At 71.6% G+C, this 23,507-nt stretch carries 20 protein-coding genes; 7 read left to right on the top strand and 13 right to left on the bottom strand.

Features of this window, described 5'->3' with window-relative positions:
* Positions 1–127: 127 nt before the first annotated feature.
* The 4 genes from UG56_RS06440 to UG56_RS06425 form a co-directional block, all read right to left on the bottom strand.
* Positions 128–1,126: a universal stress protein gene (locus UG56_RS06440; RefSeq protein ID WP_071326910.1), complete on the bottom strand. Its 999-nt coding sequence runs from the start codon at positions 1,124–1,126 to the stop codon at positions 128–130.
* 219 nt (positions 1,127–1,345) lie between these two features.
* Complete coding sequence (locus UG56_RS06435) at positions 1,346–2,290, bottom strand: universal stress protein (RefSeq protein ID WP_177191429.1); 945 nt, start codon at positions 2,288–2,290, stop codon at positions 1,346–1,348.
* Positions 2,291–2,460: 170 nt separating this feature from the next.
* Complete coding sequence (locus UG56_RS06430; RefSeq protein WP_084100623.1) at positions 2,461–3,399, bottom strand: universal stress protein; 939 nt, start codon at positions 3,397–3,399, stop codon at positions 2,461–2,463.
* Positions 3,400–3,519: 120 nt separating this feature from the next.
* The gene (locus UG56_RS06425) at positions 3,520–4,230 is read right to left on the bottom strand and encodes a hypothetical protein (protein WP_143054930.1); all 711 of its coding nucleotides are present in this window, start codon (positions 4,228–4,230) and stop codon (positions 3,520–3,522) included.
* A 148-nt stretch (positions 4,231–4,378) separates the two neighbouring features.
* On the opposite strand from UG56_RS06425, the gene UG56_RS06420 reads away from it, so the two are divergent.
* Both UG56_RS06420 and UG56_RS06415 read left to right on the top strand, forming a co-directional pair.
* The gene (locus tag UG56_RS06420; protein WP_218145151.1) at positions 4,379–4,654 is read left to right on the top strand and encodes an SHOCT domain-containing protein; all 276 of its coding nucleotides are present in this window, start codon (positions 4,379–4,381) and stop codon (positions 4,652–4,654) included.
* Positions 4,655–4,774: 120 nt separating this feature from the next.
* On the top strand, positions 4,775–6,997 hold the full coding sequence (locus tag UG56_RS06415) for a DUF6351 family protein (RefSeq protein WP_052693764.1): 2,223 nt from the start codon (positions 4,775–4,777) through the stop codon (positions 6,995–6,997).
* Here UG56_RS06415 and UG56_RS06410 read toward each other — a convergent pair.
* The 6 genes from UG56_RS06410 to UG56_RS06385 all read right to left on the bottom strand — a co-directional run bounded on the left by UG56_RS06410 (position 6,977) and on the right by UG56_RS06385 (position 13,746).
* Entirely contained in the window at positions 6,977–7,612 is a 636-nt protein-coding gene (locus tag UG56_RS06410; protein WP_071326909.1) for a hypothetical protein, read from the bottom strand. The genes UG56_RS06415 and UG56_RS06410 overlap by 21 nt on opposite strands.
* Positions 7,613–7,647: 35 nt before the next feature.
* The gene (locus UG56_RS06405) at positions 7,648–8,598 is read right to left on the bottom strand and encodes a universal stress protein (RefSeq protein ID WP_045549707.1); all 951 of its coding nucleotides are present in this window, start codon (positions 8,596–8,598) and stop codon (positions 7,648–7,650) included.
* 114 nt (positions 8,599–8,712) lie between these two features.
* Positions 8,713–10,374 (bottom strand): SulP family inorganic anion transporter, encoded by a 1,662-nt coding sequence (locus tag UG56_RS06400; RefSeq protein ID WP_045549708.1) that lies wholly within the window; start codon positions 10,372–10,374, stop codon positions 8,713–8,715.
* Positions 10,375–10,434: 60 nt separating this feature from the next.
* Positions 10,435–12,141, bottom strand: coding sequence for a sensor histidine kinase (locus UG56_RS06395; RefSeq protein WP_045549709.1), 1,707 nt, complete (start codon positions 12,139–12,141; stop codon positions 10,435–10,437).
* 86 nt (positions 12,142–12,227) lie between these two features.
* Positions 12,228–12,896 (bottom strand): response regulator, encoded by a 669-nt coding sequence (locus tag UG56_RS06390; protein ID WP_218145150.1) that lies wholly within the window; start codon positions 12,894–12,896, stop codon positions 12,228–12,230.
* A gap of 94 nt (positions 12,897–12,990) precedes the next feature.
* Positions 12,991–13,746, bottom strand: coding sequence for a DUF4389 domain-containing protein (locus UG56_RS06385; protein ID WP_071326908.1), 756 nt, complete (start codon positions 13,744–13,746; stop codon positions 12,991–12,993).
* A gap of 155 nt (positions 13,747–13,901) precedes the next feature.
* Between UG56_RS06385 and UG56_RS06380 the strand changes: the two genes are divergently transcribed.
* Positions 13,902–14,420, top strand: a complete 519-nt coding sequence (locus UG56_RS06380; RefSeq protein ID WP_045549720.1) for a flavodoxin family protein — start codon at positions 13,902–13,904, stop codon at positions 14,418–14,420.
* A gap of 1 nt (position 14,421) precedes the next feature.
* The gene (locus UG56_RS06375; RefSeq protein WP_045549710.1) at positions 14,422–15,405 is read left to right on the top strand and encodes an Acg family FMN-binding oxidoreductase; all 984 of its coding nucleotides are present in this window, start codon (positions 14,422–14,424) and stop codon (positions 15,403–15,405) included.
* 49 nt (positions 15,406–15,454) lie between these two features.
* Here UG56_RS06375 and UG56_RS06370 read toward each other — a convergent pair whose 3' ends face one another.
* A complete protein-coding gene (locus UG56_RS06370) occupies positions 15,455–16,642 on the bottom strand; it encodes a universal stress protein (RefSeq protein ID WP_045549711.1) in 1,188 nt (395 codons plus the stop codon).
* Between the two features lie 27 nt (positions 16,643–16,669).
* Positions 16,670–17,092 (bottom strand): Hsp20/alpha crystallin family protein, encoded by a 423-nt coding sequence (locus UG56_RS06365; RefSeq protein WP_045549712.1) that lies wholly within the window; start codon positions 17,090–17,092, stop codon positions 16,670–16,672.
* 181 nt (positions 17,093–17,273) lie between these two features.
* Here UG56_RS06365 and UG56_RS06360 point away from each other — a divergent pair, with 181 nt between their 5' ends.
* Positions 17,274–18,260: a 1-phosphofructokinase family hexose kinase gene (locus tag UG56_RS06360; protein WP_045549713.1), complete on the top strand. Its 987-nt coding sequence runs from the start codon at positions 17,274–17,276 to the stop codon at positions 18,258–18,260.
* Positions 18,261–18,311: 51 nt separating this feature from the next.
* Positions 18,312–19,394 (top strand): DUF2157 domain-containing protein, encoded by a 1,083-nt coding sequence (locus UG56_RS06355; RefSeq protein WP_045549714.1) that lies wholly within the window; start codon positions 18,312–18,314, stop codon positions 19,392–19,394.
* Positions 19,395–19,403: 9 nt separating this feature from the next.
* Here the strand turns inward: UG56_RS06355 and UG56_RS06350 are convergent, their stop codons facing one another.
* The gene (locus UG56_RS06350) at positions 19,404–20,888 is read right to left on the bottom strand and encodes a multicopper oxidase family protein (RefSeq protein WP_045549715.1); all 1,485 of its coding nucleotides are present in this window, start codon (positions 20,886–20,888) and stop codon (positions 19,404–19,406) included.
* A 155-nt stretch (positions 20,889–21,043) separates the two neighbouring features.
* On the opposite strand from UG56_RS06350, the gene UG56_RS06345 reads away from it, so the two are divergent.
* Positions 21,044–23,446, top strand: a complete 2,403-nt coding sequence (locus tag UG56_RS06345; RefSeq protein ID WP_071326907.1) for a heavy metal translocating P-type ATPase — start codon at positions 21,044–21,046, stop codon at positions 23,444–23,446.
* Positions 23,447–23,507 lie beyond the last annotated feature (61 nt).

The following is a 23,507-nucleotide window of genomic DNA, read 5'->3' as shown; positions in this document are numbered from 1 at the left end:
GTCTCGCCGGCCGACGTGGCCGGACACCTTCAGCCAACCGCCGCCGGTCGTGTCGGGGCGAGGGAACGGGGTCCGCGTGCGGCGGGCCCTTCGTCCCCGGCGCCTCAGGACGAGCGACCGTGAGGCCTCATGCGCCGATCATCCCGATCGGCTCCGACGTGCTCTTCTCGCCGGTCGCCTCGGTCTCGCCGGTCTCCCGGACCTCGTCGATCCCCTCGATCACCTCGGTCTCGATGACGTCGTGGACCGGGGGCAGCACCTCGATCGGGCAGTGGCTCTCGCGCAGCAGCGCCCGGCCGGTGCTCCCGAGGCGCCCGACGGGGAAGGTGTGGCGCCGACGCCCGATGACCAGCAGGTCGGACTCGGCCGACGCGTCGGTGATCACCCGGGCCGGCTGACCGCGACGTACCTCGATCCGGGTCTCCACCAGCGTCTCGGGCGCGGCCCGATGGTGCCGGGCCCGGTCGAGCGTCCGCTCGAGCTCCTCCCGGATCGAGGCCGCCCAATCGGCCAGGTCATCTCGGGAGAGGGCGACGCCGTCGTACGGCGTGGGCACGTCCCAGGCGTGCAGGATCACCAGCTCGGCCCCGCGCGCGGCGGCCTGGCTCATCGCGCGGGCGATCAGCCCGGCGGCGTCGTCGCGGTCCTTGACCGCGACCACGACGCGGTCGGCACCGGCGCCCGAGGGCCACAGGTCCGGCACCACGGCGACCGCGACCGGCGCGTGGCCCGCGACCCGGTTGACCACGGAGCCGGTGAAGATCCGCTCCAGGGCCGAGGCGTGCTGGCCGCCCAGCACGACGAGCCGTGCCGCGGCCGCCATCTGGACGAGACCGTCGGCGGCGTCGCCCCGCATCAGCGTCGAGGTGACGCGGTCGGCCGGGACGAGGGTCATCGCCTCCTTCGCCGCCCGCTCCAGCAGCCCGGCCCCGATGTCATGGTCGATTCCGATGGCGGACTGGGCGACGTACGGGTCGATGACGCCGGGGACGGTTGGCGGCGGCACCAGATGGACGAGCCACAGCTCGTCCCCGCTGCGTTCGGCCTCGGCCGCGGCGTATCTCAGCGCCGCTCGACCACCCTCCCCGCCGTCGATACCGACCAGGATCCGTTCTGTCTCGGGCATGTCCCCCTCCTTCGGTACCAGGCACCTCCGGCCCGGCCCGATCCGACTCTCACCGGAGTCGCCGGGCCGAGGACAGGGGCGTCGGTGCCGATCTCGGGGACCTTGGTCACGACCCGATGCCTGCCGGAGCAGCACGCCCTGGCTCGTGGCATCAACCGCCCGGCGGGGCAGATGCGTGATCTGCCCCGCCGGGCGGGTTCCCCGGCTCCGGCCATCCCCCTAGGTGGCCGGCTCCCGGAGGCTCTTCGCCGCCGTGGCGGTCGAGTCCGACATCGAGGCCGATCCGTCGAGGCCCTTCGGCCGCGCCACGGGTACCACCAGCACCGGGACGTCGGCCACGTTGAGCACCTCTCGCGCCACCGCCCCCAGCCCGATGGAGGATCCGCCGTGGTGATCTCGACCCACGACGATCAGCTGGGGGTCTCCGGCATAGTCGGTCAGCACGTCCGCCGCGTGGCCGTGGTCGCGCACCACGGTGACCGCGACCCCCGGAAACTCGTCATGGAACGGGCCGACCAGCCGCTCCAGCGACGCCATGCTGCGCTGCTCCCACTGCCGGTAGAGAGGTGCCCCGAGGACCTTGTCCCAGACGAGCATCGGCCGCAGGTCCACCGCGGACACGACCCGCAGAGGAGCTCCCGACCGCGCCGCCTCCACGAAGGCCATCCGCAGCGCCGTCTCCTCGTCCGCCGCCGGATCGATGCCGACCACGATGGCGCCCGAGTGATGGGATCCCACCCGCCACCAGGGCGGCACCACCACGAGGGGCGACGACGCGCGAGCGGCGAGCCGGAGCGCGGTGGTGCCGATGCGCATGCTGCGCGCGGGCCCCATGCCCCGCTTGCCGACGACGAGCAGGTCCCGCTCGCCGACGCTCGCCAGCAACGCTGAGACCGGGTGGCCGAACCGGACGAGCGTACGCACGCTCAGCCGCGGATGCTCGGCGACCACTTGGTCGCGGATGTCCTCCAGGAGCACCCATTCGTGACCAGGGACCTCAGCGGTGGCCGGCTGATCCGGGACGCCGACGTCGACCACCCCGACCAGCTTCAGCGGCCGGCTCGTCGCCAGGGCCGAGGTGACGGCGTAGTCGATGGCTGCCCGGTTGCGTTCGGAGCCGTCGACGCCGACCACGACCTTGGTCTCATCTCTCTCGTACATCATCGTGGCACTCCGATCAGGCATCGCCGGCGGCTCCCGGTGCTCGAGCAGGCGGACATCACAGAACCCCTACGACTCGCTCTCACTGTCATCTCCAGCAAACCTCCCCGGGCGACCCGTCCGGAGAGGCCATGGTCCGAACGGGGCGGGATCAAGGTCCATGACCATGGCCCTCAGCGCTCCCGGTCGTCGGGCTCGGCCGGACAAGGCACCACGGCGACCGGCACCTCGGCGTTGTGGATCACCTCGCGGGCGACCGGTCCGAGACCCCACGTACCCCGGGCGTCGTGGCGTCTCCCGAGCACGATCAGCTGCGCGCCGACGGACCTGGCCAGGATGATGCCGGCGGCACGCCCACGGTCCCGTTCGATCGTGACCCGGACCTGTGGGTAGTGGTCGCGCAACGGCTTGATCGCCGCCTCGAGGTCCACGTCGCTGCGATCCAGGCCGTCCCGCACGAACGGTGTGCTGAGGTTCGGGTCCCAGACGAGGACAGGACGCAGGTTGACCGAGTGCAGCACGACCAGCTCGACCTGGTCGCGACGCGCCCGCTCGAAGGCCGCACGCAGCAGCGGCTCACAGTGGCTCTCCGGATCCACGCCGACGATGACCGGTTCCCTCAGATGCTCCGCGGGCCTCCATCCCGGTGGCACGACCACCACGGTGCCGAGGGAGCGTCCGGCCACCCTCATCGCCGTCGACCCGACCAGGAACCGGCGAGTGCCCCCGAGGCCGCGTTTGCCCACGACCAGCAGATCCTCCACATCGGCGTACCCGAGCAGAGCCGGCACCGGGTGGTCGAACTCGATCAACGACACCGTCCTGATCCCGGGATCCGCGGCCACTGCCTGACGCTCGACCTCTGCCAGCACCGGCCATCCTCGACCGTCCACGGCACCGTCGTGATGTCGCACAGGGTGCTGGACGGCGCCGACGGGCACGAGCGGACGTCCCGAGGCGGCCGCTTCCGCGATCGCGTACGCCACCGCGGCCCGGTTGGGCTCGGAGCCGTCCACGCCGACCACGACCCTCGGTTCGAGCGGAGGTAGCGGGCCGGTGGGAGACGCCTCGCCAACCGTGGGCCGCGGGCCCGGACTCGAGGTTGCGGTCATGTCCCCTCCATCACGAGATCGGGTCCTCGCTGCCGTGGTCTCCAGCGAACCCCGTCGGCGCGCGCGGTGCCAGGGAAGGAGGTCGCGCAGGTCGGGGCGAAGGTCCCTTGCCCATCGAGCTCAGTGCGCGTCTCGGCTCTGCCGCGGCTCCACGCCTCGGAGGTAGCGGTCGGGCCACCCGGCCGCCCGGGCACCGGAGCGGAACCACGCCTCCAGGCCCGACGCGTCGCGGCGCCCGAGCTCGTCGAGGATCACCTCGCGGATCTCCACGGCACGCAGCTTCTCGCTCGGGTCGGCGGCCCGGTCGAGGGCGACGTAGCTGGAGCGCCAGGCCCGGCACAGGTCGGCGTCGGTCAGCGCGTCGGTGACCGACAGGGCATCGACCGGATCGACATCGACCGGACCGGCGACCAGCGGGCTGATGTCCGTCGCGGGTGCGGCTCGGTCGCCGGCCCGGGAGCCCCACCACCGCCGTCCACCCCGGTGACCCACTCCCGCCGGCAGGTCGCCACGGGCGCCTCCGCCGAACCATCCCGCCTCCCAGGCTGCGGCCAGCGCCGCCACCGAGACGAGCAGGGCGGTCTCCGGCTCCAGCGTCAGGAGGAGTCCGCCGGCGGCCAGCACCATCGTCGGCCACGTCAGGCTTCGCCTGAGCACCGGCTTCCAGCGGACCGGAGTCTCGTCGGGTGAACGGCACACCAGGACCGCGACCGAGATCAACGCGCCCGCGAGCCACCATCCGATCGTCGCCGGCACCGACCACGACATCAGTGCGACCAGCCCACAGCCCACTGCCGTGGCGGCCGGAACGCTCCAGACCCAACGTCTCATGAGGTCACTCTCCTCACCGGCCGGTACCCGCGGGGAGGGGCGACGATCCCATCCCCACAGGACCAAGGCCCCGGCTTCCCCAGTCGTTGGCCACTCGCTGCACGTCACCGGTCGGAGCACTGTCGAGACATACCCACAACCACGCACGGTGGAGGTCACGATGATGTACTGGTACGGCTCGGGGATGAGCGGCTGGGGCTACGTCCTGATGACCCTCAGCATGGTCCTGTTCTGGGGCTTGGTCATCACCACGGCGGTCGTGCTCGGGCGCCGGTTCCTCCGCGAGGACCGTCCGCTCGGCAGCGGACCGACCACGCCCGAGGACGTGCTCGCGATGCGCCTGGCACACGGCGAGATCGACGAGGACGAGTACGAGCGACTGATGGCGACCCTGCGGGCGCGCGAGATCACCGGGCCCCGCTGATCCTCACGGGCGCCGGGCCCCGCGACGCGGGACGTGGGTAAACAAAGGTTACGCGCGCGTAACCTGGCTGGTCGTCAGGTCGTTTCGCGGGTAGAACACGTTTCCACCCGAGGAGCCTCCATGTCCCTGCGCGCTCGCCTCCGTGGCTATCACCCGATCGTGGCGGCACTCGTGGTCGCCCTCCCGCTCACCGTGCAGGCAGGCTGGGACCCGGTGGCCGGCGCGGCCGGCTCGACCACCATCAAGGTCCTCTCCAACCGGGCCGACCTGGTCAGCGGCGGCGACGCGCTGGTGCAGGTGGCGCTGCCCGCCGGGACCGCGCCGGCCAAGGTGCGGGTCGATGTGGACGGCCGCGACATCACCTCGTCGTTCGCGATGCGCGCCGACGGGACGTACGCCGGGCTGGTGACGGGGCTCGCGCTCGGCCTCAACGTGCTCACCGCGCGTACGCCGGGCGGGGGTGCCCGGCTCACGATCACGAACCATCCGAGCGGTGGACCGGTCTTCTCCGGGCCACAGCTGCAGCCGTGGACCTGCCAGGCAGGTGCGCTCGACGAGCAGTGCAACCAGCCCCCGACGTACCGCTTCGTCTACCGCTCGACCGACCCGGCCAAGCAGGGCTTCCAGGCCTACGACCCCGAGAACCCGCCCTCCGACGTCGCCACCACGACCACCGACCAGGGCGTGAGGGTGCCGTTCGTGGTGCGGATCGAGACCGGCTACATGGACCGCGACCAGTACCAGGTCTCCGCGCTCTTCCAGCCCGGCAAGCCCTGGACCACGTTCGACCCGCAGCCGCAGTTCAACCACAAGCTGCTCATCACCCACGGCGCCAGCTGCGGGGTGGACCACAAGACCGGCGGCGCGCCGGACACGACCGGCAGCGACACCGACGCCGACGCGCTGGGCCGCGGCTTCCTCACCATGTCCACCGCCCTCGACAACAGCGGTCACAACTGCAACATCGCGGTCCAGGCCGAGTCGCTGGTGATGGCCAAGGAGCACGTCGCCGAGCAGTACGGCGTGCTGCGCTACACCATCGGCACCGGCTGCTCGGGCGGCTCGCTGGCCGAGCAGTGGATCGCCAACGCCTACCCGGGCGTCTACCAGGGCATCCTGCCCACCTGCTCGTTCCCGGACGCGTGGAGCACCGCCACCCAGTTCCTGGACTACCACCTGCTGCTGGCCTACTTCACCGACCCGACGAAGTGGGGCACCGGGGTGGTGTGGTCGCCGACCCAGATGGCCGATGTCGAGGGCCACGTCACGACCGCCAACGCCCTCGTCAGCGAGAACGCCCAATGGCACGTCGCGGTGCCGACCGACCCGTGCGCGGGTACGACGGACGCCAACCGCTACGACCCCGCGAACAACCCCGGCGGGGTGCGCTGCACGATCCACGACGCCGCCATCAACGTCTTCGGGCCGAATCCGGAGTCGCTCTGGTCCGCTTCCGAGAAGGCGGTCGGCCACGGGTTCGCCACGCCACCGATCGACAACGTCGGTGTCCAGTACGGCCTCGACGCCCTGCGCAGGGGGCGGATCACCCCGGCGCAGTTCGTCGACCTGAACGCGAAGATCGGAGGTGTCGACATCGACACCAACCCGACCGCCGCGCGGGTCGACACCGGCCCTGCGCCGGCTCTGGCCAACGCCTACCGCAGCGGCATGATCAACGAGACCAACAACCTCGACCAGACCGCGATCATCGACTGCCGCGGCCCCGACCCGGGCGCCTTCCATGACGCCTACCGCGCCTTCGCGGTGCGCGCGCGGCTCGACCGCGAGCACGGAACCCATGCCAACCAGCTGATCTGGGAGGGCCCGGTCGCGATCCTCGGCGACGCAGGCTGCGAGAAGAACAGCTTCGTCGCGATGGACCGCTGGCTCACGCGTATCGAGGCCGACGGGCGCGACCTGACGGTGGCGCAGAAGGTCGTGCTCGACAAGCCGGACGACCTGACCGACCGCTGCTACGACGGCGTCGGCCACAAGGTGTCCGACGGCCTGTGCGGGGAGGCCGTGGTGCCGGTCTACGGCACCCCGCGGATGGTCGCGGGCGACGCCCTCACCACGGACGCCAACAAGTGCCGGCTCGAGCCGCTGCGGCGCGCCGACTACACGACGACCGTGGCCGGAGTCACGGTGCCGGTGAGGTTCACCGACGCCGAGTGGGCGCGGTTGCAGGAGACGTTCGAGACCGGAGTGTGTGACTTCACCGAGGCCGGCGTGGCCCAGCAGGACACCATCGCGTGGCAGACCTACCAGGACACGTCCGGACAGGTGGTCTACGGCGGCACCCCGATGAGCCCGGCCCCGGCCTCACGGCCGCTGGGAGGCTGACCACCCCGTCGATTCGCGCTGGACCCGAGACAGCAGCCGGAGCAACCACCATCCGGTCACCGCTGCCTGGACGAGCGCCATCACGATCCCTGCGCCGACGCCGATCAGCAGGGTGACCCAGAGTCGCTGGTCCTCGTGCCACAGCGGGGTGGCGACGGCGAGGAAGGCGCCCAGGGCGAGGAGCCAGGCGAGTGCCGTCGCCGGGACCCACGTGGCGGCGCGCGCCAGGTGATGACGCAGCTCGAGCCACTGCGCACCACCGATCGAGAGGAGAAGAAGGGCTCCACAGACGACGGGCACGACGATCCGCACCCACCCTGACGCCGTCCCCGCGAGCACGGCGGTCATCGCGAGGACGTACGCCGCCACCGCAGCCCCCGTCGTCAGCATCACCCAGCGCCGGCCACGCACGCTCGGCAGCATGCGTCGCAGTACCGAGGCCTGCGCCCAGCCGAGAACGGCGCCCTCGACGGCGCCGGCCGCGAGCAGCGCCGGAAGGGCGCCGTACCAGGGCAGGTCCGTCGTGAGGGCGCCGACGACGGCGGGCGCGACGAAGCCCGCGCTCTCCGCCACCGCGACCGTTGCCGTCCACCGGGCGAACGTCGTGGTCGCCACCGCTGCTCCCGCGCCCGCTCTCCGGCCCACAGGGCTCAGAGCGCGGGCGCCTCCTCGGCCTTCTCGATCCGGCCCTCGTGCTCGAGGACGAGGTCGTCGACGCTGATGACGTCGGGGGCCGGAGGCTGGATCTCCACCGGGCACCGGCTCTCGCGCATCAGCGCACGCCCCGTGCTGCCCAGGCGTCCCAGCGGGAAGGAGTGGCGGCGACGCCCGATGACCAGGAGGTCGGCCTCCGCCGCCGCATCCGCGACCACCCGGGCGGGCTGTCCATGGCGGACGTCGATGCGGACCTCCACCTCGGCGGCGTGCGGCACCTCGCGGCGGGCCCGGTCGAGCCCCTCCTCGAGGGCGTCGCGAGCGGCGCTCTCGAACCCGGTCACGTCCAGGTGCCCCAGGGTCATGTCGTCGTAGACCGTGTCCAGCTGCCAGGCGTGCAGGACGACCAGCTCAGCATCACGGTCGGCCGCATGCCGCAGTCCCTGCGCGATCAGTCCCGCCGAGCTCTCGCAGTCCTTGATCGCGACGAGCACCCGGCGCGCTGGGTTCTCCGCCGACCAGGAGGTCGGAACCACCACGACCGGCACCGGTGCATGACCGGCGACGCGATGGGTGATGGACCCCGTCACGATGTGTTCGAGGCCATGCCCACGGTCGTCGCCGAGCACCACCAGGCGTGCCTTCGCGGCGGCGTGGACGAGACCGTGGACCACCCTGCCCTCCACCAGGGTCCCGCTGACATGGTCGTCCCCGACATAGGTGGCCGCCTCGTCGGCCGCCTTCCGCAACAGCTGCATCCCGGCGTTCCGGTTGTCCTGCGAGAGCCAGGGGTAGGGATGGACCACGTCGGCGGGTTCGCTGAGGGTCACGTGCACGAGCCAGAGATCAGCGTCGTCGAGACCGGCCTCGGCCGCGGCATAGCTGATCGCCGCGCGTCCGCCCTCTCCCCCATCGACTCCGACCAGGATCCGGTCGTTCTCGGACATCTCGTCTCCTCCCGGGCGCGGCACATCCGGCCGAGCCATGGATCCACTCTCATCCACGCCAGGAGCGTCAGGGCAGGGACGTCGGGGCCCGTCCCCGAGGACCTTGGTCCGTCCTCACCTCTCGCGTCGGCGGTACGCCTCGACAGCCGTGGGAAGGGTGGGGAACAGGTGGTCCTCGCCGATCCTGTCCAAGATGCCGGACGGAGCCAGCGACGCGCGCAGGTCCTGCTTGATCCGGGCGATCGCGAGCACGACGCCGCGATCGGCCAGCGCCCTGCGCAGCGACTCGAGGGCGTCGACCGCGGTGATGTCGACCTCGACGTTGGCCTCGACGTTCAGCAGGAACCACTCCACCGGCCACGCGGCGTCGTCGACCGCGGCCAGGGCACGGGTGCGGAAGTCCTCCGCGTTGGCGAAGAAGAGCGGCGAGTCGTAGCGGTAGACGAGGAGCCCCGGCACCTCCTCGGCGTCGGGGTAGTCGTCCACGTCGTGCATGCCGGCCAGCCCGGGGACCAGCCCCAGCACCGCGTCGTGCGGGTGCGCGACCCGGCGCAGCAGGTCGAGCACGGAGAGACCCACCGCGATCAGCACACCCCACATCACCCCCGCGACGAGCACGGCCACCGTCGCGACCAGGGCCAGCACGAGCTCGCTGCGCCGGAACCGGGCGAAGCGGCGCAGCTCCCCCACCTCGACCAGCTTGGTGGCGGCGTAGACGACGACCGCGCCGAGCGCTGCCTGCGGGAAGGCCTCCAGGACCGGCGCGAGCAGCAGCACGGCGGCCACGGTCGCGGCCGCTGTGACGTACGAGGTCAGCTGGGTGCGCCCGCCGACCGCATGTCCGATGGCGGTCCGGCTCCCGCTGCTGCTCACCGGGAAGCCGTGCAGCAGCGCCGACCCGACGTTGGCGCCGCCGAGCGCGAGCAGCTCCCGGTGGGCGTCGACATGATCGTCGCGGCCGGCGAAGGCGCGACCGGTGAGGATGTTGTCGGTGTAGCCGACGAAGGCGACGCCGAGTGCCGGCGCGAGCATCGAGACGAGCAGGCCCGGGTCGAGATCCGGCAACCCGGGCGTCGGTGGTCGGATCGAGATCTCGCCGACGAGCCGGAGCCCGTGTCCCTCCCCCAGCAGCGCGACGAGCCCGGTGGCGGCGAGCATCCCGAGCAGCGCGACCGGCGCACGCGGGGCGAGCAGAGAGCCGATGATCATCGCGGCGGCCGCACCGAGACCGAGCAGCAGGGTCGGGAGATGGACCTGGTCGAGGTTGCGCACGAAGCTCGCGAGCTCGCTCAGGACACCGTCGCCCTCGACCTGGACACCGGTGAGGTTGTCGAGCTGGGAGACGACCATCAGCACCGCGATGCCGGCCATGTAGCCGACCAGCACCGGCCGGGAGAAGAGCTCGGCCAGCACCGAGACCCTAGCGAGCCAGCCCACGACGCAGATGGCGGCGACCACGAGCGCCAGCGTCGCCGCGAACGATCCCGGATCCTGCGCCGCGGCCGGCGTGGCCCCGATCGCAGCCGCGGTCATCAGCGCCGTGGTCGACTCCGGACCGACCGAGAGCAGCCGGGACGTACCCAGGAACCCGTAGACCAGCATCGCCCCGACACACGCCCACAGCCCGGTCTCCGGCGGGAGACCGGCCAGCTCGGCGTACGCCATCACCTGAGGCACCAGGTAGGCGGTGATCGTCACCCCGGCGAGGAGATCGGACCACAGCCAGCGGCGCTGGTAGCCGCGGGTCCATGACGGCAGCACCTGGCGTACGTCCATGAGAGCACCTTCGCACGAGACTCCTCCGCCGCGCGCCCGCCATGACCGGCCGGTGACCGGTCAGCCCAGAGGAACCGTCCACTCGATGACGGTGCCCTGGGGTTCCGCCGCCTCGACGGTGCAGCGACCACCGTGCGCCTCGGCGCGATGACGCATGTTGGCCAACCCGCTCTCCACCGTGTCGGCGGGGATCCCTTCGCCGTCGTCGCGCACTCGGAGCACGAGGTCCGTGCCCGCCGTCAGCGACACGTCGACGTTGCTCGCGTGCGCGTGACGGGCGGTGTTCGACAACGCCTCGCCGAGGACGGCGACGACGTCCTTGGCGATCTCGGGTGTGGTGCGCAGTCTGATCGGGCCGTCGAAGGCGAGTCTCGGACGGAACTTGAGCGACGCCGCAGCCCGGTTGACCACCTCGGTGACCTGGGACTGGACGTCGCCGCTCTGCTTGGGGGTGCCGAGCTCGAAGACCGCACGTCGCAGGTCGCGGATCGTCTCGTCGATGTCCTCGACCGCCTGGTCGAGGCGGCCGCGCAGCTTCGGGTTGTCGGCCAGGTTGAGACCGCCCTGGAGACGCAGGCCGATCACGAAGAGGCGCTGGATCACGATGTCGTGCAGGTCGCGGCCGATGCGGTCGCGGTCGTCGTAGACGGCCAGCCGCTGACGCTCGTCACGGCTCTGAGCCAGCCGGATGGCCAGCGCCACCTGGCCGGCGAAGGCATCGGCGACCGCCAGGTCGACGCTCTGGGCCTGCTCGGCGTTCTCTCGCCGCCAGGCCAGGGCGAGCGCGCCCACGGCGTTCATCTCCTCGGACGGATCGGTGCGTCCCAGCGGGACGAACACCCCCGGACCGATGTCGGTCAGGTCGATGACCGCTGCGGCGCTTCCTCCCGCGGCGGCGCCGGCGACGTCCTCCACGATCATCGGTACGCCGTCTCGGATCGCGTGGCTCGCGACCGAGTCGCGCAGCGGCGCGCGCTTGAGCACGTCGGGATCGATCTCGGTGCCGGAGACGACCTCGACCCGCAGCCGGTCGGCCGCCGGGCCGGTGACGATCCAGGCGACGTCCGCACCGGCGATCTCTCTCGCCCGGTCGACCACGAGCTGCAGAGCCGAGTTGCGGTCCACGTCTCCCATCAGCGCACTGGTGATCTCGGCACGTGCGTCGAGCCAGCGTCCGCGGCGGGCCGCCTCCTCGGCCAGGAGCGCGTTCTCGATCGCCACGCCGGCCGCCGCGGCCAGCGCGACCACGATGCGCTCGTCCTGTTCGCTGAAGTCCCCACCGTTCTCCTTCTCGGTGAGGTAGAGGTTGCCGAAGATCTTCTCGCCGATACGCACGGGCACGCCGAGGAAGGAACCCATCGGGGGATGGTTCTTCGGGAACCCGTAGGACGACGGGTGCTTGGTGATGTCGGGCATCCGGACCGGCTCCGGATGGTCGATCAACAGACCGAGCACGCCGTGTCCGCTGGGCAGGTCCCCGATCCGGAGCTGTTGCTCGGGGGTGAGGCCCCGGGTGATGAACGTGCGAAGCCGCCGCTCGCCGCCGCTGGCGAGCACACCGAGGGCTGCGTACTTCGCTCCGGCCAGGGCCTGGGCGACCTCGACGATCCGGTCCAGCAGGTCGTCGGTCGAGAGACCGGCACCCATCGTGACGATGGCGTCGAGCAGCAGCCGCCACCGCACCTGCTCGTCTCGGGCGTCGGTCACCCTGGCGAGGACCTCGGTCAGGAGCTCGTCGAGCGGAGTGCTGCGTAGTGATGCCTCCACCGTGTCCTCGTGTTCACGGCGCTGTCTCGGTGGCGTGCGACCCACGTCGACCCCCTCTGACGCATGCGTGGTGCACCCCCAAACTATCAACCCTGCAAGGTCTTGGTCACCAGAATCGCAGCCTGCGTCCGGCTCTCCAGCCCGAGCTTGGCGAGCAGGGAGGAGACGTAGTTCTTGACCGTCTTCTCGGCCAGGTGCATCTCCTTGCCGATCTGCCGGTTCGTCAGGCCCTCGCCGATGAGCTCGAGGATCCGGCGCTCGTGGTTGGTCAGGTTCTCGAAGACCGAGTTGGTCTTCGGGCCGCTGCGGATCCGCTCCAGCACCTGCGCGGTGACCGCGGGGTCGAGCGTCGACCGGCCCGCCGCGACCTGGCGCACGGTGTCGACGAGATCGGCGCTGCGGATCTGCTTGAGGAGGTAGCCGGCCGCCCCGGCCATGATGGCGGAGAACAGCGCGTCGTCGTCGTCGAAGGACGTCAGGATCAGGGCGGCGATGCTCGGGTCGACGGAGCGTACGTCGCGGCACACGTCGATGCCCGACCCGTCGGGGAGCCGGCCGTCGAGGATCGCGACGTGGGGCCGCAGGGCCGGGATCCGGCGCCGGGCTTCCTCGGCGAGCCCGGACTCGCCCACGACGATGATGTCATCCTCGTCCTCGAGCAGGTCCCTGATCCCGCGGCGGATCACCTCGTGGTCGTCGAGCAGGTAGACCCGGATGGGCTCGTCTGCGCCCTCGGGCGCTGCGTTTTCGGTCACCGGATCAACCTACGACCGATGACGACGCCCGCCAATGCACGTCTGACCCGTGCGCTGAGGACCAAAGTCCTTCGGCGCACCTGCGTAGCGGCGATCACTGCTGTCCGGTTCCGACCGGATCCGCGGTCGGGCGCGGCGGCGCTGCCGCTTCTCCCGCGGGAGCGGACGGCTCCGGGGGCATGGGCGCGGCCGGGTCGCTGCCGCCCTGGTCGAGCCGGAAGGGTGGGTAGGTGTCGGTCATCAGGAAGACGTACGCCGCGACGCGCGCCGCCCACCTGTCCATCCCGAGGACCAGGTCGAAGATGCCCTGGGGGTAGCCCTTGCCGAAGAGCAGCGCCACGCCGGCGAAGAGGACCAGGAGGCCGACGATCCCGCTCCCCCAGGTCCAGTCGTTGGAGTCCTGGCCGGCCTGGGTGGCGTACAGCCCACCGCCCACGAAGAAGCTCAGGACCAGCAGATGCGGGATCGCCAACAGCCACGACTTCACCAGCACCAGACCACGGGAGAGCTTGTCGGGGTAGGCGATGTGGAGGCGGGCCGGGTAGGTGGGCACGTCCTGCAGGGTGAACGGCGGATAGGCGTCGGTGCCGAGGGCGGCGTAGCCGTAGAAGTCCACTCGCCAGGTCCAGCGCAGGACGCCGAGGTTGAAGTCGAAGATCGCCCGCGGGTAGCGACCGGTGAAGAGGATCGCGAACCAGGCGACCACGGTGAGCACGGCGAAGGCGATCCACAGGAAGAACAGAACGATGTAGTGCGGGATCAGCAACAGCCACTTGACCAGCCAGAGCGCTCGACTGACACGGGTGTCGAGCCCGCCTTCGAGCATCACCGGGGATTCGTGTGAGTTCATGTCTTCAGCCTCCGCATGTCCGGGCCGGACGGCATCGGACCAAGGTCCTCGGGTCGGGGACGTGCGCCACTGAACACATCCGTCCGTTCGACGCGAGCGTGGTGCCATCGGCACCACGCAGAGGGCGCGGCGCCCGGGGGAAGGACGTGAACCAGATGCGAGCAGCCGTCGTCTACGAGTCGATGTTCGGCAACACCGCGACCATCGCGACCTCGGTCGCCAACGGTCTTCGGCGCGCCGGCGTGGAGGTCAAGGTGATCCCGGTGGGGCTGGCCGAGGATGACGTGCTCCGCGCCCACGACCTCGTCGTGATCGGGGCACCGACGCACGCGCTCGGCATGAGCAGACCGAGCACCCGAGCCGACGCTGTGCTGCGGGGCGCTCCGGCCGAGGTCGAGGCCCGCGGCGTCCGGGAGTGGCTCGAGGACCTCCAGGACGCCGACTCGGTGCGTATCGCCGCCTTCGACACCCGGGCACGGGCGATGCGTCACCTCCCCGGCTCGGCCGCCAAGCACGTCGCCCACGTGCTGCGCCGCCGTGGCTACGACGTCGCCCCGACGGCGAGCTTCTACGTCGGCGGCCTGGAGGGTCCGCTGGCCCACGACGAGGCGGCCCGTGCCGGGGACTGGGCCGCGGACCTGGGCCACCAGCTGATGCGTCAGGTGAGGGTCTGAGATGTCCGCCTTCCCCAACGAGACGACCCTGCGGGCGATCCTGGAGCTGGCCTGCCGGGCGCCGTCGGTCCACAACACCCAACCGTGGGCGTGGGCCGTACGCGACACGATGCTGCTGCTGCGGGCCGACCCGCACCGCAAGCTCCTCCACGCCGACCCCAACGAGCGCGATCTGGTGATGAGCTGCGGTGCCGCGCTGCACGAGCTCGTCGTGGCCGCGGCCGGCATGGGCTGGGCGTGCACCGTGCACCGCACCCCCGAAGGCGGTCGCACCGACCTGCTCGCGGTGGTGACGTTCGCGCACCGCGACCCCGATGTCGACGACCTCAGCCGGCTGGCTGCCATCGAGCAGCGCTGCACGGACCGGCGCCAGGTCTCGTCCTGGCCGGTGCCGCGCCAGCGCCTCGAGCATCTGGCCGACCTCGTCCGCGAGTACGGAGTCGTGGCGACCACCGTCACGGACCAGCTGCGGCCGGTCGTCGAGGCGGCGCTGGAGACCGCCCGCGCCCACCAGTCCACCGACGAGGCCTACCTCTCCGAGCTCTACTCCTGGACGCGTGGCGGCAGCGAGGAGGGGATCCCGGAGTCCAGCCTCCTCTCGGCCGAGAGCACGCCCGGCTCCCACACCCGCTTTCCCGCCGGCACGCTCACCGACCCCCGTGACGAGGACGGGCCACCGTCAGAGGAGTGGATCGTCCTCGCGACCGCGTCCGACGACCCGCTCTCCTGGCTGCGTGCCGGCGAGGCGCTGGACGCGATCTGGCTCTCCTGCACGACCTCGGGGCTGGCGCTGGTGCCCTACACGCAGCCGATCGAGATCGGCTCCACCCGGCGTACGCTGCAGCACGACCTGCTCGGCGACAACTCCTGCCCGCAGGTGCTGGTGCGGATCGGCTGGCCCCGTCGGCACCACCCGCCGCTGCCGCCGACCCCGCGACGCGCCGTCGACGACGTCCTCCACCACGAGAGCACGGCGTCCTCCTGATCGGCCTCCTCCTGATCTGCGGGCCGGGTCAGCCCCGTCGGTCAGCCGATCAGCTCGGCGAGCGACGGGGCATCGCGCTGTCCATGGCGTGCCAGTCGGCCGGGATGACCGCGACCGGCACGGCCGCGCGGTGCAGCACCCTCCGGCTCACCGAGCCCAGCGGCATCCGCCAGTGTCGGCCGTGGCCGGGTCTGCCGACCACCAGGAGCGAAGCCTCTTCGGCGAGACGGAGGATGATGTCCACCGGCACGCCGCGCGGTGAGCGCTGGGTCACCGACACGTCCGGGTAGAGCGCCCGAAGCGGCCTCACCGCGGCATCCAGGCCGTCGGAGATGCGCTCCATCCACTCCTCGTCGCCCACGAGCAGCATCCGCGCGTCGGGCCCGGTCGGAGACTCCCAGACCGAGACCGCCAGGAGCGGAAGCCCCCGCCAGTGCGCGTACGCCAGTGCGAACTCCACCGCCTCCAGGTGCGGCTCGAGCGCGTCGATCGCCACCATCACCGGCCGCTCGGCGTCCGGGTGAGGCGACCAGCCGGACGGCACGACCACGATCGGGACGCTCGCGTCCTGCGCGATGGTCATCGCCGTCGCACCGACGTACGAGCCGTCCTCGCCGGCGACGTCCGCCCGCCCGATGACGACCAGCTCCCGTTCCGTCGACCGGGCCAGGAAGGCACTCTCCGAGCCCACCAGGACCGACGACGTGACATTCACGCCGTGGTGCTGCTCGCGGACCTCCTCGACCAGCTCGGCCATCTCGTCGTTCGCGTCCGAGACGGAGGTGCGCAGCGTACGCTCCCACGCCGGACCGGCGTCGTCGACGACGTGGCACAGCTCGATCCCGAGACCGCTCGTACCCGCGTGCGCCACCGACCAGTCGATCGCCGGGGTGATGCGGAACGGCCGGTCGGTGCCGACGAGCATCCGCGGCACCGAGCGCAGCGGACGCGCCCGCTGAGCGGGCTTCGCACTCCCCTGCGGCCCGGAACCGTCGATCCGCTGACGTGCGTCGGTGAGGAGCGCGGCCGCGAGCCGCTCCAACGCGCGGCTCGCGGCCAGCTCCTCCCCCGTCGCCAGGTCCTGGCCCGGGCACAGCCCCGCCTCCCCGGTTCCGACCAGGTCCTGCCGGCCGCCCGCGTGGAGCTTCGCCTCGGCGCGGACGGTGCCCTCGTCATGGTCGAGGAACACGTCCATCGCCCACACGGTGCCGGCACGACGCTCCACGTCGGACGCCATCTCGAATGACGCCTGGGGCCGCACCGATCAGCTCCCGTTGTGCTCGATGGCGACGCGGGTCGCCTTCGGCTCGTCGGCGGCGTATGGCACGCGCACCTCGAGCACACCGTTGGTGTAGGTCGCCCGGATCTCCTCGGCCTTGGCCCCGCGCGGCAGCGGAAGGGTCCGCTCGAACGACCCGTAGTGCAGCTCGCTGCGGTTGCGGTCGTGCTCCTCCTCACGGCGCTCACCGTGGATCGTCAGCACATCCCCGGCGACGTCGATCTGGATGTCCTTGTCCGGGTCGACGCCCGGCATCTCGGCACGCACGACGTAGTTGTCGTCCTCGACGAAGTCCTCGACCCTGATGTAGGGCGCCGACCCGAAGGTTCGCATCGCCGCCGACTCCGTCTCGAGCCAGCCGAGCAGGTCCGCGAACGGGTTGGCCGCGCGCTTCATGATGGTGCTCATCTGTCCTCCCTGAGAGATGGGGCGCCCGTCCGGCACCCTCCGTCCATCCCCAGTCTTGTCACGCCTGAGCCGGACCTCACGAGACCTTGGTCATCTCCGCCGGGACCTCTGCCACCTGCCTCGTCGCGTGGACGATGGTTGCCTGGGAACGCACCCTCGACGGCCCCGAAGGGACTTCCCGATGCCCGCCTCATCCGACGTCGTGACCATCACGCTGAACCCGGCACTCGACTACTCCTTCTCCGTGCCGAGCCTGGTCCCGGGCAGCAAGATGCGCAGCAGCGCGCCTCGGATCGACCCCGGCGGCGGCGGGATCAACGTCGCCCGGGTGCTGCACGTGCTCGGTGTTCGCACGCTGGCGGTCTTCCCCGCGGCGGGGCACATCGGGCAGGCGCTGACGGAGCTGCTGGAGGTCGAGCGGCTTCCGTTCGAGGCGATCGAGGTCACTGGAGAGACGCGGCTCAGCCATCACGTGACCGCACGGGACACCGGACTGGAGTACCGGTTCGTGCTTCCCGGGCAGCCGCTGACCGCCGCCGACCTGGAACGTTGCCTCGAGGTCGTGCGCCGCCAGGGCCGCCACGCGGCGTACGTCGTGCTGAGCGGCAGCCTGCCACCCGGGTCCTCGACCGACACTGTCGCCCGGGTGCGGTGCCTGGCCGACTCGATCGGTGCGCGACTGGTCCTCGACGCGTCCGGTGGCGCCCTGGACCGAGCGCACGGTGCCTTCCTGCTCAAACCGAGCGTGCGAGAGCTCGAGGACCACCTGGGGCGTCGGCTGCCGTCCGCCGAGGAGCAGCTGGCCGGCGCACGCGAGCTGCTCGAGGCGGCGCAGGCGGGTGTCGTCGTGCTCTCTCGCGGCCACCTCGGGATCGCGCTGGTGACGCCCACCGACGACCAGCTCCTCCCGGCCGTGGCCGGTGAGGTGGTCAGCGGCGTCGGCGCCGGTGACGCCCTCGTCGCAGGGATGGTCGCCGGTCTCGTACGCGGCTGGGAGCTTCCGCGGGCGGCCCGGCTCGGTCTGTCGTGCAGCGCGGCCATGATCGCCACGGCAGGCACGTCGGTCTTCTCCCGCGACGACCTCGTCCGGTTCACGGACGACCTTCCGGAGATGGATCTGCCTCACATGGTGGCTTCGTGCCCCGGCCGAGGGGACCTTCGACACTGAGCGCCGCGGCGTGCGCGGCGAAGACTGAAGATCTGGAGAAAGGGGCAGACCATGTCTCACCACACTGCGACGCGAAGGCCGGCACCGCTGACCTCTCTGCTCGAGTCCTGGGTCGCGGACCAGCTCATCACCCCCGAGCAGGCCGACAGGATCCGGCTCCGGGGCGACGTCCTCGCCGAACTGCCAGGGGTGCAGGAGCGCCCGCACGAGCGTTCGTCCCTCGTCACCGAGGCGCTCGGCTATCTGGGCGGTGTCATCATCGTCGTCGCGTCGATCCTGATCGCGTCGCTGTACTGGGACCAGGTCGGCACCACCGCCCGGCTCGTCATCGTCGGCGGCGTCGCCGCCGTCCTGCTCGCCGCCGGGTTCGCCGTCCCCCAGCGGATCGGAGACGTCGCTCTCCGGCTCCGCTCGGTGCTGTGGCTGGCCTCCACCGGCGCATTCGCCGGGTTCCTCGGTCTGCTCGGCGGCGACGCGCTGGATCTGGCCGGCGAGCACGTGTTCCTGATGGTGAGCGCGGGTGTCGCGGCGTACGCCACCGGCCTGTGGCTCGTGGACCGCCCGCCCGTGCAGCAGCTGGCCATGATGGTCGGCTTCATGCTGACCGCGGCGGCGCTCACCAACGAGCTCGACGTCGGTGACGCGCTCCCCGGCTTCGCCGTCTGGGGCGTCGCCCTGATCTGGCTGCTGCTCGGCTGGGGCGGCGTACTGGACCCGAGGCGGCTCGTCATCGCGTTCGGAGCCGCCGGGATGTTCGCCGGAGCGATGACGACGATCCCGACGGACGCCGGCATCGCTCTGGCGCTGGCGACGTCGGTCGCCGTCGTCGCGGCGGCGGTCGTCTTCCGTGACCTGCTGATGCTCGCCGTCGGCGCGCTCGGCACACTGCTGGTGCTTCCCTCGTCCGTCATCGAGCTGTTCCCCGGAGAGCTGGCCGCGCCGATCGTCATGCTCGTCGTGGGCGCCCTGCTCGTCGGGGCCGGATTGTTCATCGCCCGTCGCCGGCACACCGGGCGGCAGCCGACGACGCCCACGCGTGACTTCTCCTCGGGTACGCCCACGATCGCGGTCACCGCGGCCGGGATCACCGGAGTGGTCGTGGCGGCCGTGATCGTGATCCTTGCCCTGGTGTGAGGCGAGCTCTCACCTGCGGTAGGAGAGGACGGTCATCATGCCGGCCTCGGCGTGGTAGGCGTTGTGACAGTGCAGGGCCCACTGGCCGGGGTTGTCGGCCTGGAGGTCGACCTCGACGCTCTGCCGCGGGCGCACGACGACCGTGTCCTTGCGGGTCCCGCCCTGAGCCAGGGCGAAGGTGTGGCCGTGCAGATGCACGGGGTGGAACATCATCGAGGCGTTCCGCAGCCGCAGCCTGACCCGTTCGCCGGGCGCCACCGCCAAGGCATCGATGTCGGGGTACGCCGCGCCGTTGATCGTCCACCGATAGGCCATCATCCCGCCGCCGAGCACGACGTCGAGGTCTCGGTCGATGTCTCGGGAGCCGAGCCGCGCGCTGTCCGCCGCGGTCAGATCGGTGCCCAGCAGGACCTGCCGGTCGAGCTCGCGAAGGGTCGCTCCCGGCGACGGTGCCGCGCCGGCGCCGGTGCGCACCACCGCCATGCCGGCACCGGCCTTGCCCTCCGCCCGCGCGACGAGCGGGAACGCCCCGTCAGCGAGATCGACGATCACGTCGTACCGCTCGCCCATGCCGATCAACAGGGCGTCGGTGGCGACCGGTCTCACCGGGAACCCGTCGGAGTGGGTGACGGTCATCCGGTGACCGCCGAGGGCGACGCGGAAGGCCGTGTCGGAGCCGGCGTTGACGATCCGGATCCGGGCCCGTTGCCCGGGTCGGCCGGTCAGGGTGGCCGGGGCCCGGGCGGTGCGCCCGTTGATCAGGTGGAGCGGGTAGTCGACATCCCCGGCGCCGCCGAGCAGCGGGGACTGCATCCCCGCACCCATCATCCCGCCGTGCCCCATCCCCGGTGTCGAGACCAGGTCCGCGTACACGTCGTCGGGGCTCCGGTCGGTGTCGTCGATCCAGTCGTCGAGGACGACGACCCACTCCTGGTCGTACCCGCCCGGCTCGGCGGGGTCCTCGACGACCAGCACGCCGTAGAGGCCGCGGTCGAGCTGGACCCCGGTGTGGGGGTGGAAGAAGTACGTCCCCGGGTCGGCGGTGGTGAACTCGTAGACGAACCTCGACCCGGCGACGATCGGGTCCTGGGTCAGGCCGGGCACGCCGTCCATGTCGTTGCGCAGCGCCAGCCCGTGCCAGTGGACGCTCGTCTCGGTGGGAAGGTCGTTGGCCACCTCGACCTGCAGCAGGTCACCGGCCCTCGTCCGCAGCTCGGGTCCGGGCAGTGCGTCGTCGTAGGTCCAGGTCCGCACGGTCCGGCCGCCCAGGTCCACGGCGCTCGGTCGAGCCGTGATCCGCCGGGCCACGACCCGCTGGGGCGACGTACGCCGCAGCCGCTCGGCCGTACGAACCTCCTTCGCGTCCGGCCCGATGAGCCGGGACGCCACCGGACCGGGTTCGCTGTCGCAGGAGCTCAGGGCTCCGGCGGCCAGGACTCCGAGAGAGCCGAGCACAAGGCTCCGGCGGCTGACGTCGGTCGTGGTCCACCGCATGGCTCTGCTCCTCTCGGCCGGACCCTCCGCGCCATCGTCACAAGCGCCGGGAGCTGGCAGCAGGGCACCAAGTACCCCGACCGGAGTCCGAAGGTCCGGGGGCGAGAAGGACGTTTGCGACTTGTCGTGGTACCCCCATGGGGTATGGTCGAGGAATGACAAGCACAGCCGTCCTGGAGGTCTCCGGAGTCCATTGGGCATCGAGCAAGTCGGTGGCCGAGTCCGTCCTCGGCCGGCGGCCGGGTGTCCTCGCGGTCGACGCCAACCCGGTCGCCCAGACGGCGACCGTCACCTTCGACCCGGATCTGACCGACGTGACGCAGCTGCGCGACTGGATCATCGAGTGCGGCTACCACTGCTCCGGGCAGTCGGTGCCCGGCCACATCTGTGATCCTCTCGCCTCTCCTGGCGACCACGCGGGTCACGCGGGTCACGCAGCCCACACCGACCACGAGCACGCACCGACGATGTCGCCGCACGAGGCGATGGGCCACGGTGGCCATGAGGGCATGTCGATGGCCGACATGGTCCGCGACATGCGCAACCGGTTCCTGGTGGCTCTGGTGCTCTCGGTCCCGATCCTGCTGTGGTCGCCGATCGGACGCGACGTCTTCGGGTTCGAGGCACCGGCGCCGTTCGGGCTGCGCGACGACGTCTTCAGCCTGATCCTGTCGGTCCCGGTGGTCTTCTACTCAGCCTGGATCTTCTTCGACGGCGCCTGGCGCGCGCTGCGTGCACGAACGCTCGACATGATGGTGCTGGTGGCGGTCGCGATCGGCGCCGGCTGGCTCTACTCCCTCGGCGTCACCCTGACCGGTGGCGGCGAGGTCTTCTACGAGGCCGCCACGGTGCTGGCCGCCTTCGTGCTGCTCGGCCACTGGTTCGAGATGCGCGCCCGCGGCGGAGCCAACGACGCCATCCGTACGCTGCTGGACCTCGCCCCGCCCCGGGCCACGGTGATCCGCGACGGTCAGGCCGTCGACGTACCGACCGCGGAGGTCCGGGCCGGAGACCTCCTGCTCGTCCGCCCGGGCGCGAAGATCGCCACCGACGGCACCGTGGAGGAGGGCGAGTCCGAGGTCGACGAGTCCATGGTCACCGGCGAGAGCCTGCCGGTGCACAAGGCACCGGGCGACGCGGTCATCGGTGCCACCGTCAACGCCGACGGCACCCTGCGCGTACGTGCCACCAAGGTCGGCGCGGACACGGCGCTCGCGCAGATCGTGTCCCTGGTGCAGCAGGCCCAGAACTCCAAGGCTCCGGGTCAGCGGCTCGCCGACAGGGCCGCCTTCTGGCTCGTGCTCGTCGCGCTGGTCGGCGGAGCCGCCACCTTCCTGGTCTGGTGGGCCAGCGGCGCTGAGGTCACCACAGCCCTCCTGTTCGCGATCACGGTCGTGGTCATCACCTGCCCCGACGCCCTCGGGCTCGCGACCCCGACCGCCATCATGGTCGGCTCCGGTCTCGGCGCGAAGCGCGGCATCCTGTTCAAGAACGCGACCGCCATCGAGACCTCGGCCCGAATCGACACCGTGGTCATGGACAAGACCGGCACTCTCACCAAGGGTGAGCCGGAGGTGACCGACGTCGTCCTGGGCGACGTCCCCGGCGACATCGACCGCACCCGGCTCCTCGCCCTGGCCGGCGCGGTGGAGCGCGAGTCCGAGCACCCGCTGGCCCGCGCCGTCGTCCGCCACGCCGACCGGGCCTCCGTCCCTCAGCTGCGCGCGACCGGCTTCCGCAACATCACCGGCATCGGCGCCGTCGCCGAGGTCGACGGCCACCGCGTCGCCGTCGGCAACCGCCGCCTGCTCGAGTCCGAGGGCATCGATGCCGGAGACCTCGGGCCCCGGCGCGACGAGATCGCCGCCGGCGGCCGCACCGCGATCTTCGTCGCCGTCGACGGGCAGGCCGTCGGCGTGATCGGCATCGCCGACGCCGTCCGGGAGACCTCGGCTGCCGCCGTCGCGGCCCTGCACGAGGCCGGGGTCCACGTGGTCATGCTCACCGGCGACAACCGCGCGACCGCCGACCGGATCGCCGCCGAGCTCGGCATCGACACGGTCATCGCCGAGGTGCTGCCCGAAGACAAGGCCGACCAGATCACCAGGCTCCAGGCCGAGGGCAGGGTCGTCGCGATGGTGGGTGACGGCGTGAACGACTCCCCCTCGCTGGTCCAGGCCGACGTCGGCATCGCGGTGGGCGCCGGAACGGATGTGGCCATCGAGGCCGCCGACGTGGTGCTGATGCGGTCCGACCCGCTCGACGTGCCGGTCGCCCTGGTCATCGGGCGCGGCACGTTGCACAAGATGCGCCAGAACCTGGGCTGGGCGGTCGGCTACAACGCCATCGCGCTGCCCATCGCGGCCGGTGTGTTCGTACCGGCGTTCGGGCTGATGCTGCGTCCCGAGATCGCCGCCCTCTCGATGTCGGGCTCGAGCTTCCTGGTCGCCGTCAACGCACTCCTGCTGCGGCGCCTGCGGTTGCCGGCGCCTGCAGTCGGAGGCGAGCCGTCGCGCGTGAGTGTCGGGGCGGGAGCGACCACCGGTCCAACTCGCTGAGGGGCGTCCGGCAGCCGGGAGGGAAGTCCAGCGACGGACCGAACAACTGCCCGCCCCTGTG

This window comes from Nocardioides luteus (assembly GCF_000960475.2).
In the GTDB taxonomy this organism is placed as follows: Bacteria; Actinomycetota; Actinomycetes; order Propionibacteriales; family Nocardioidaceae; genus Nocardioides; species Nocardioides luteus_A.
The sequence above is the reverse complement of the archived record's forward strand: the minus strand, read 5'-3'. Positions and strand labels throughout refer to the sequence as shown.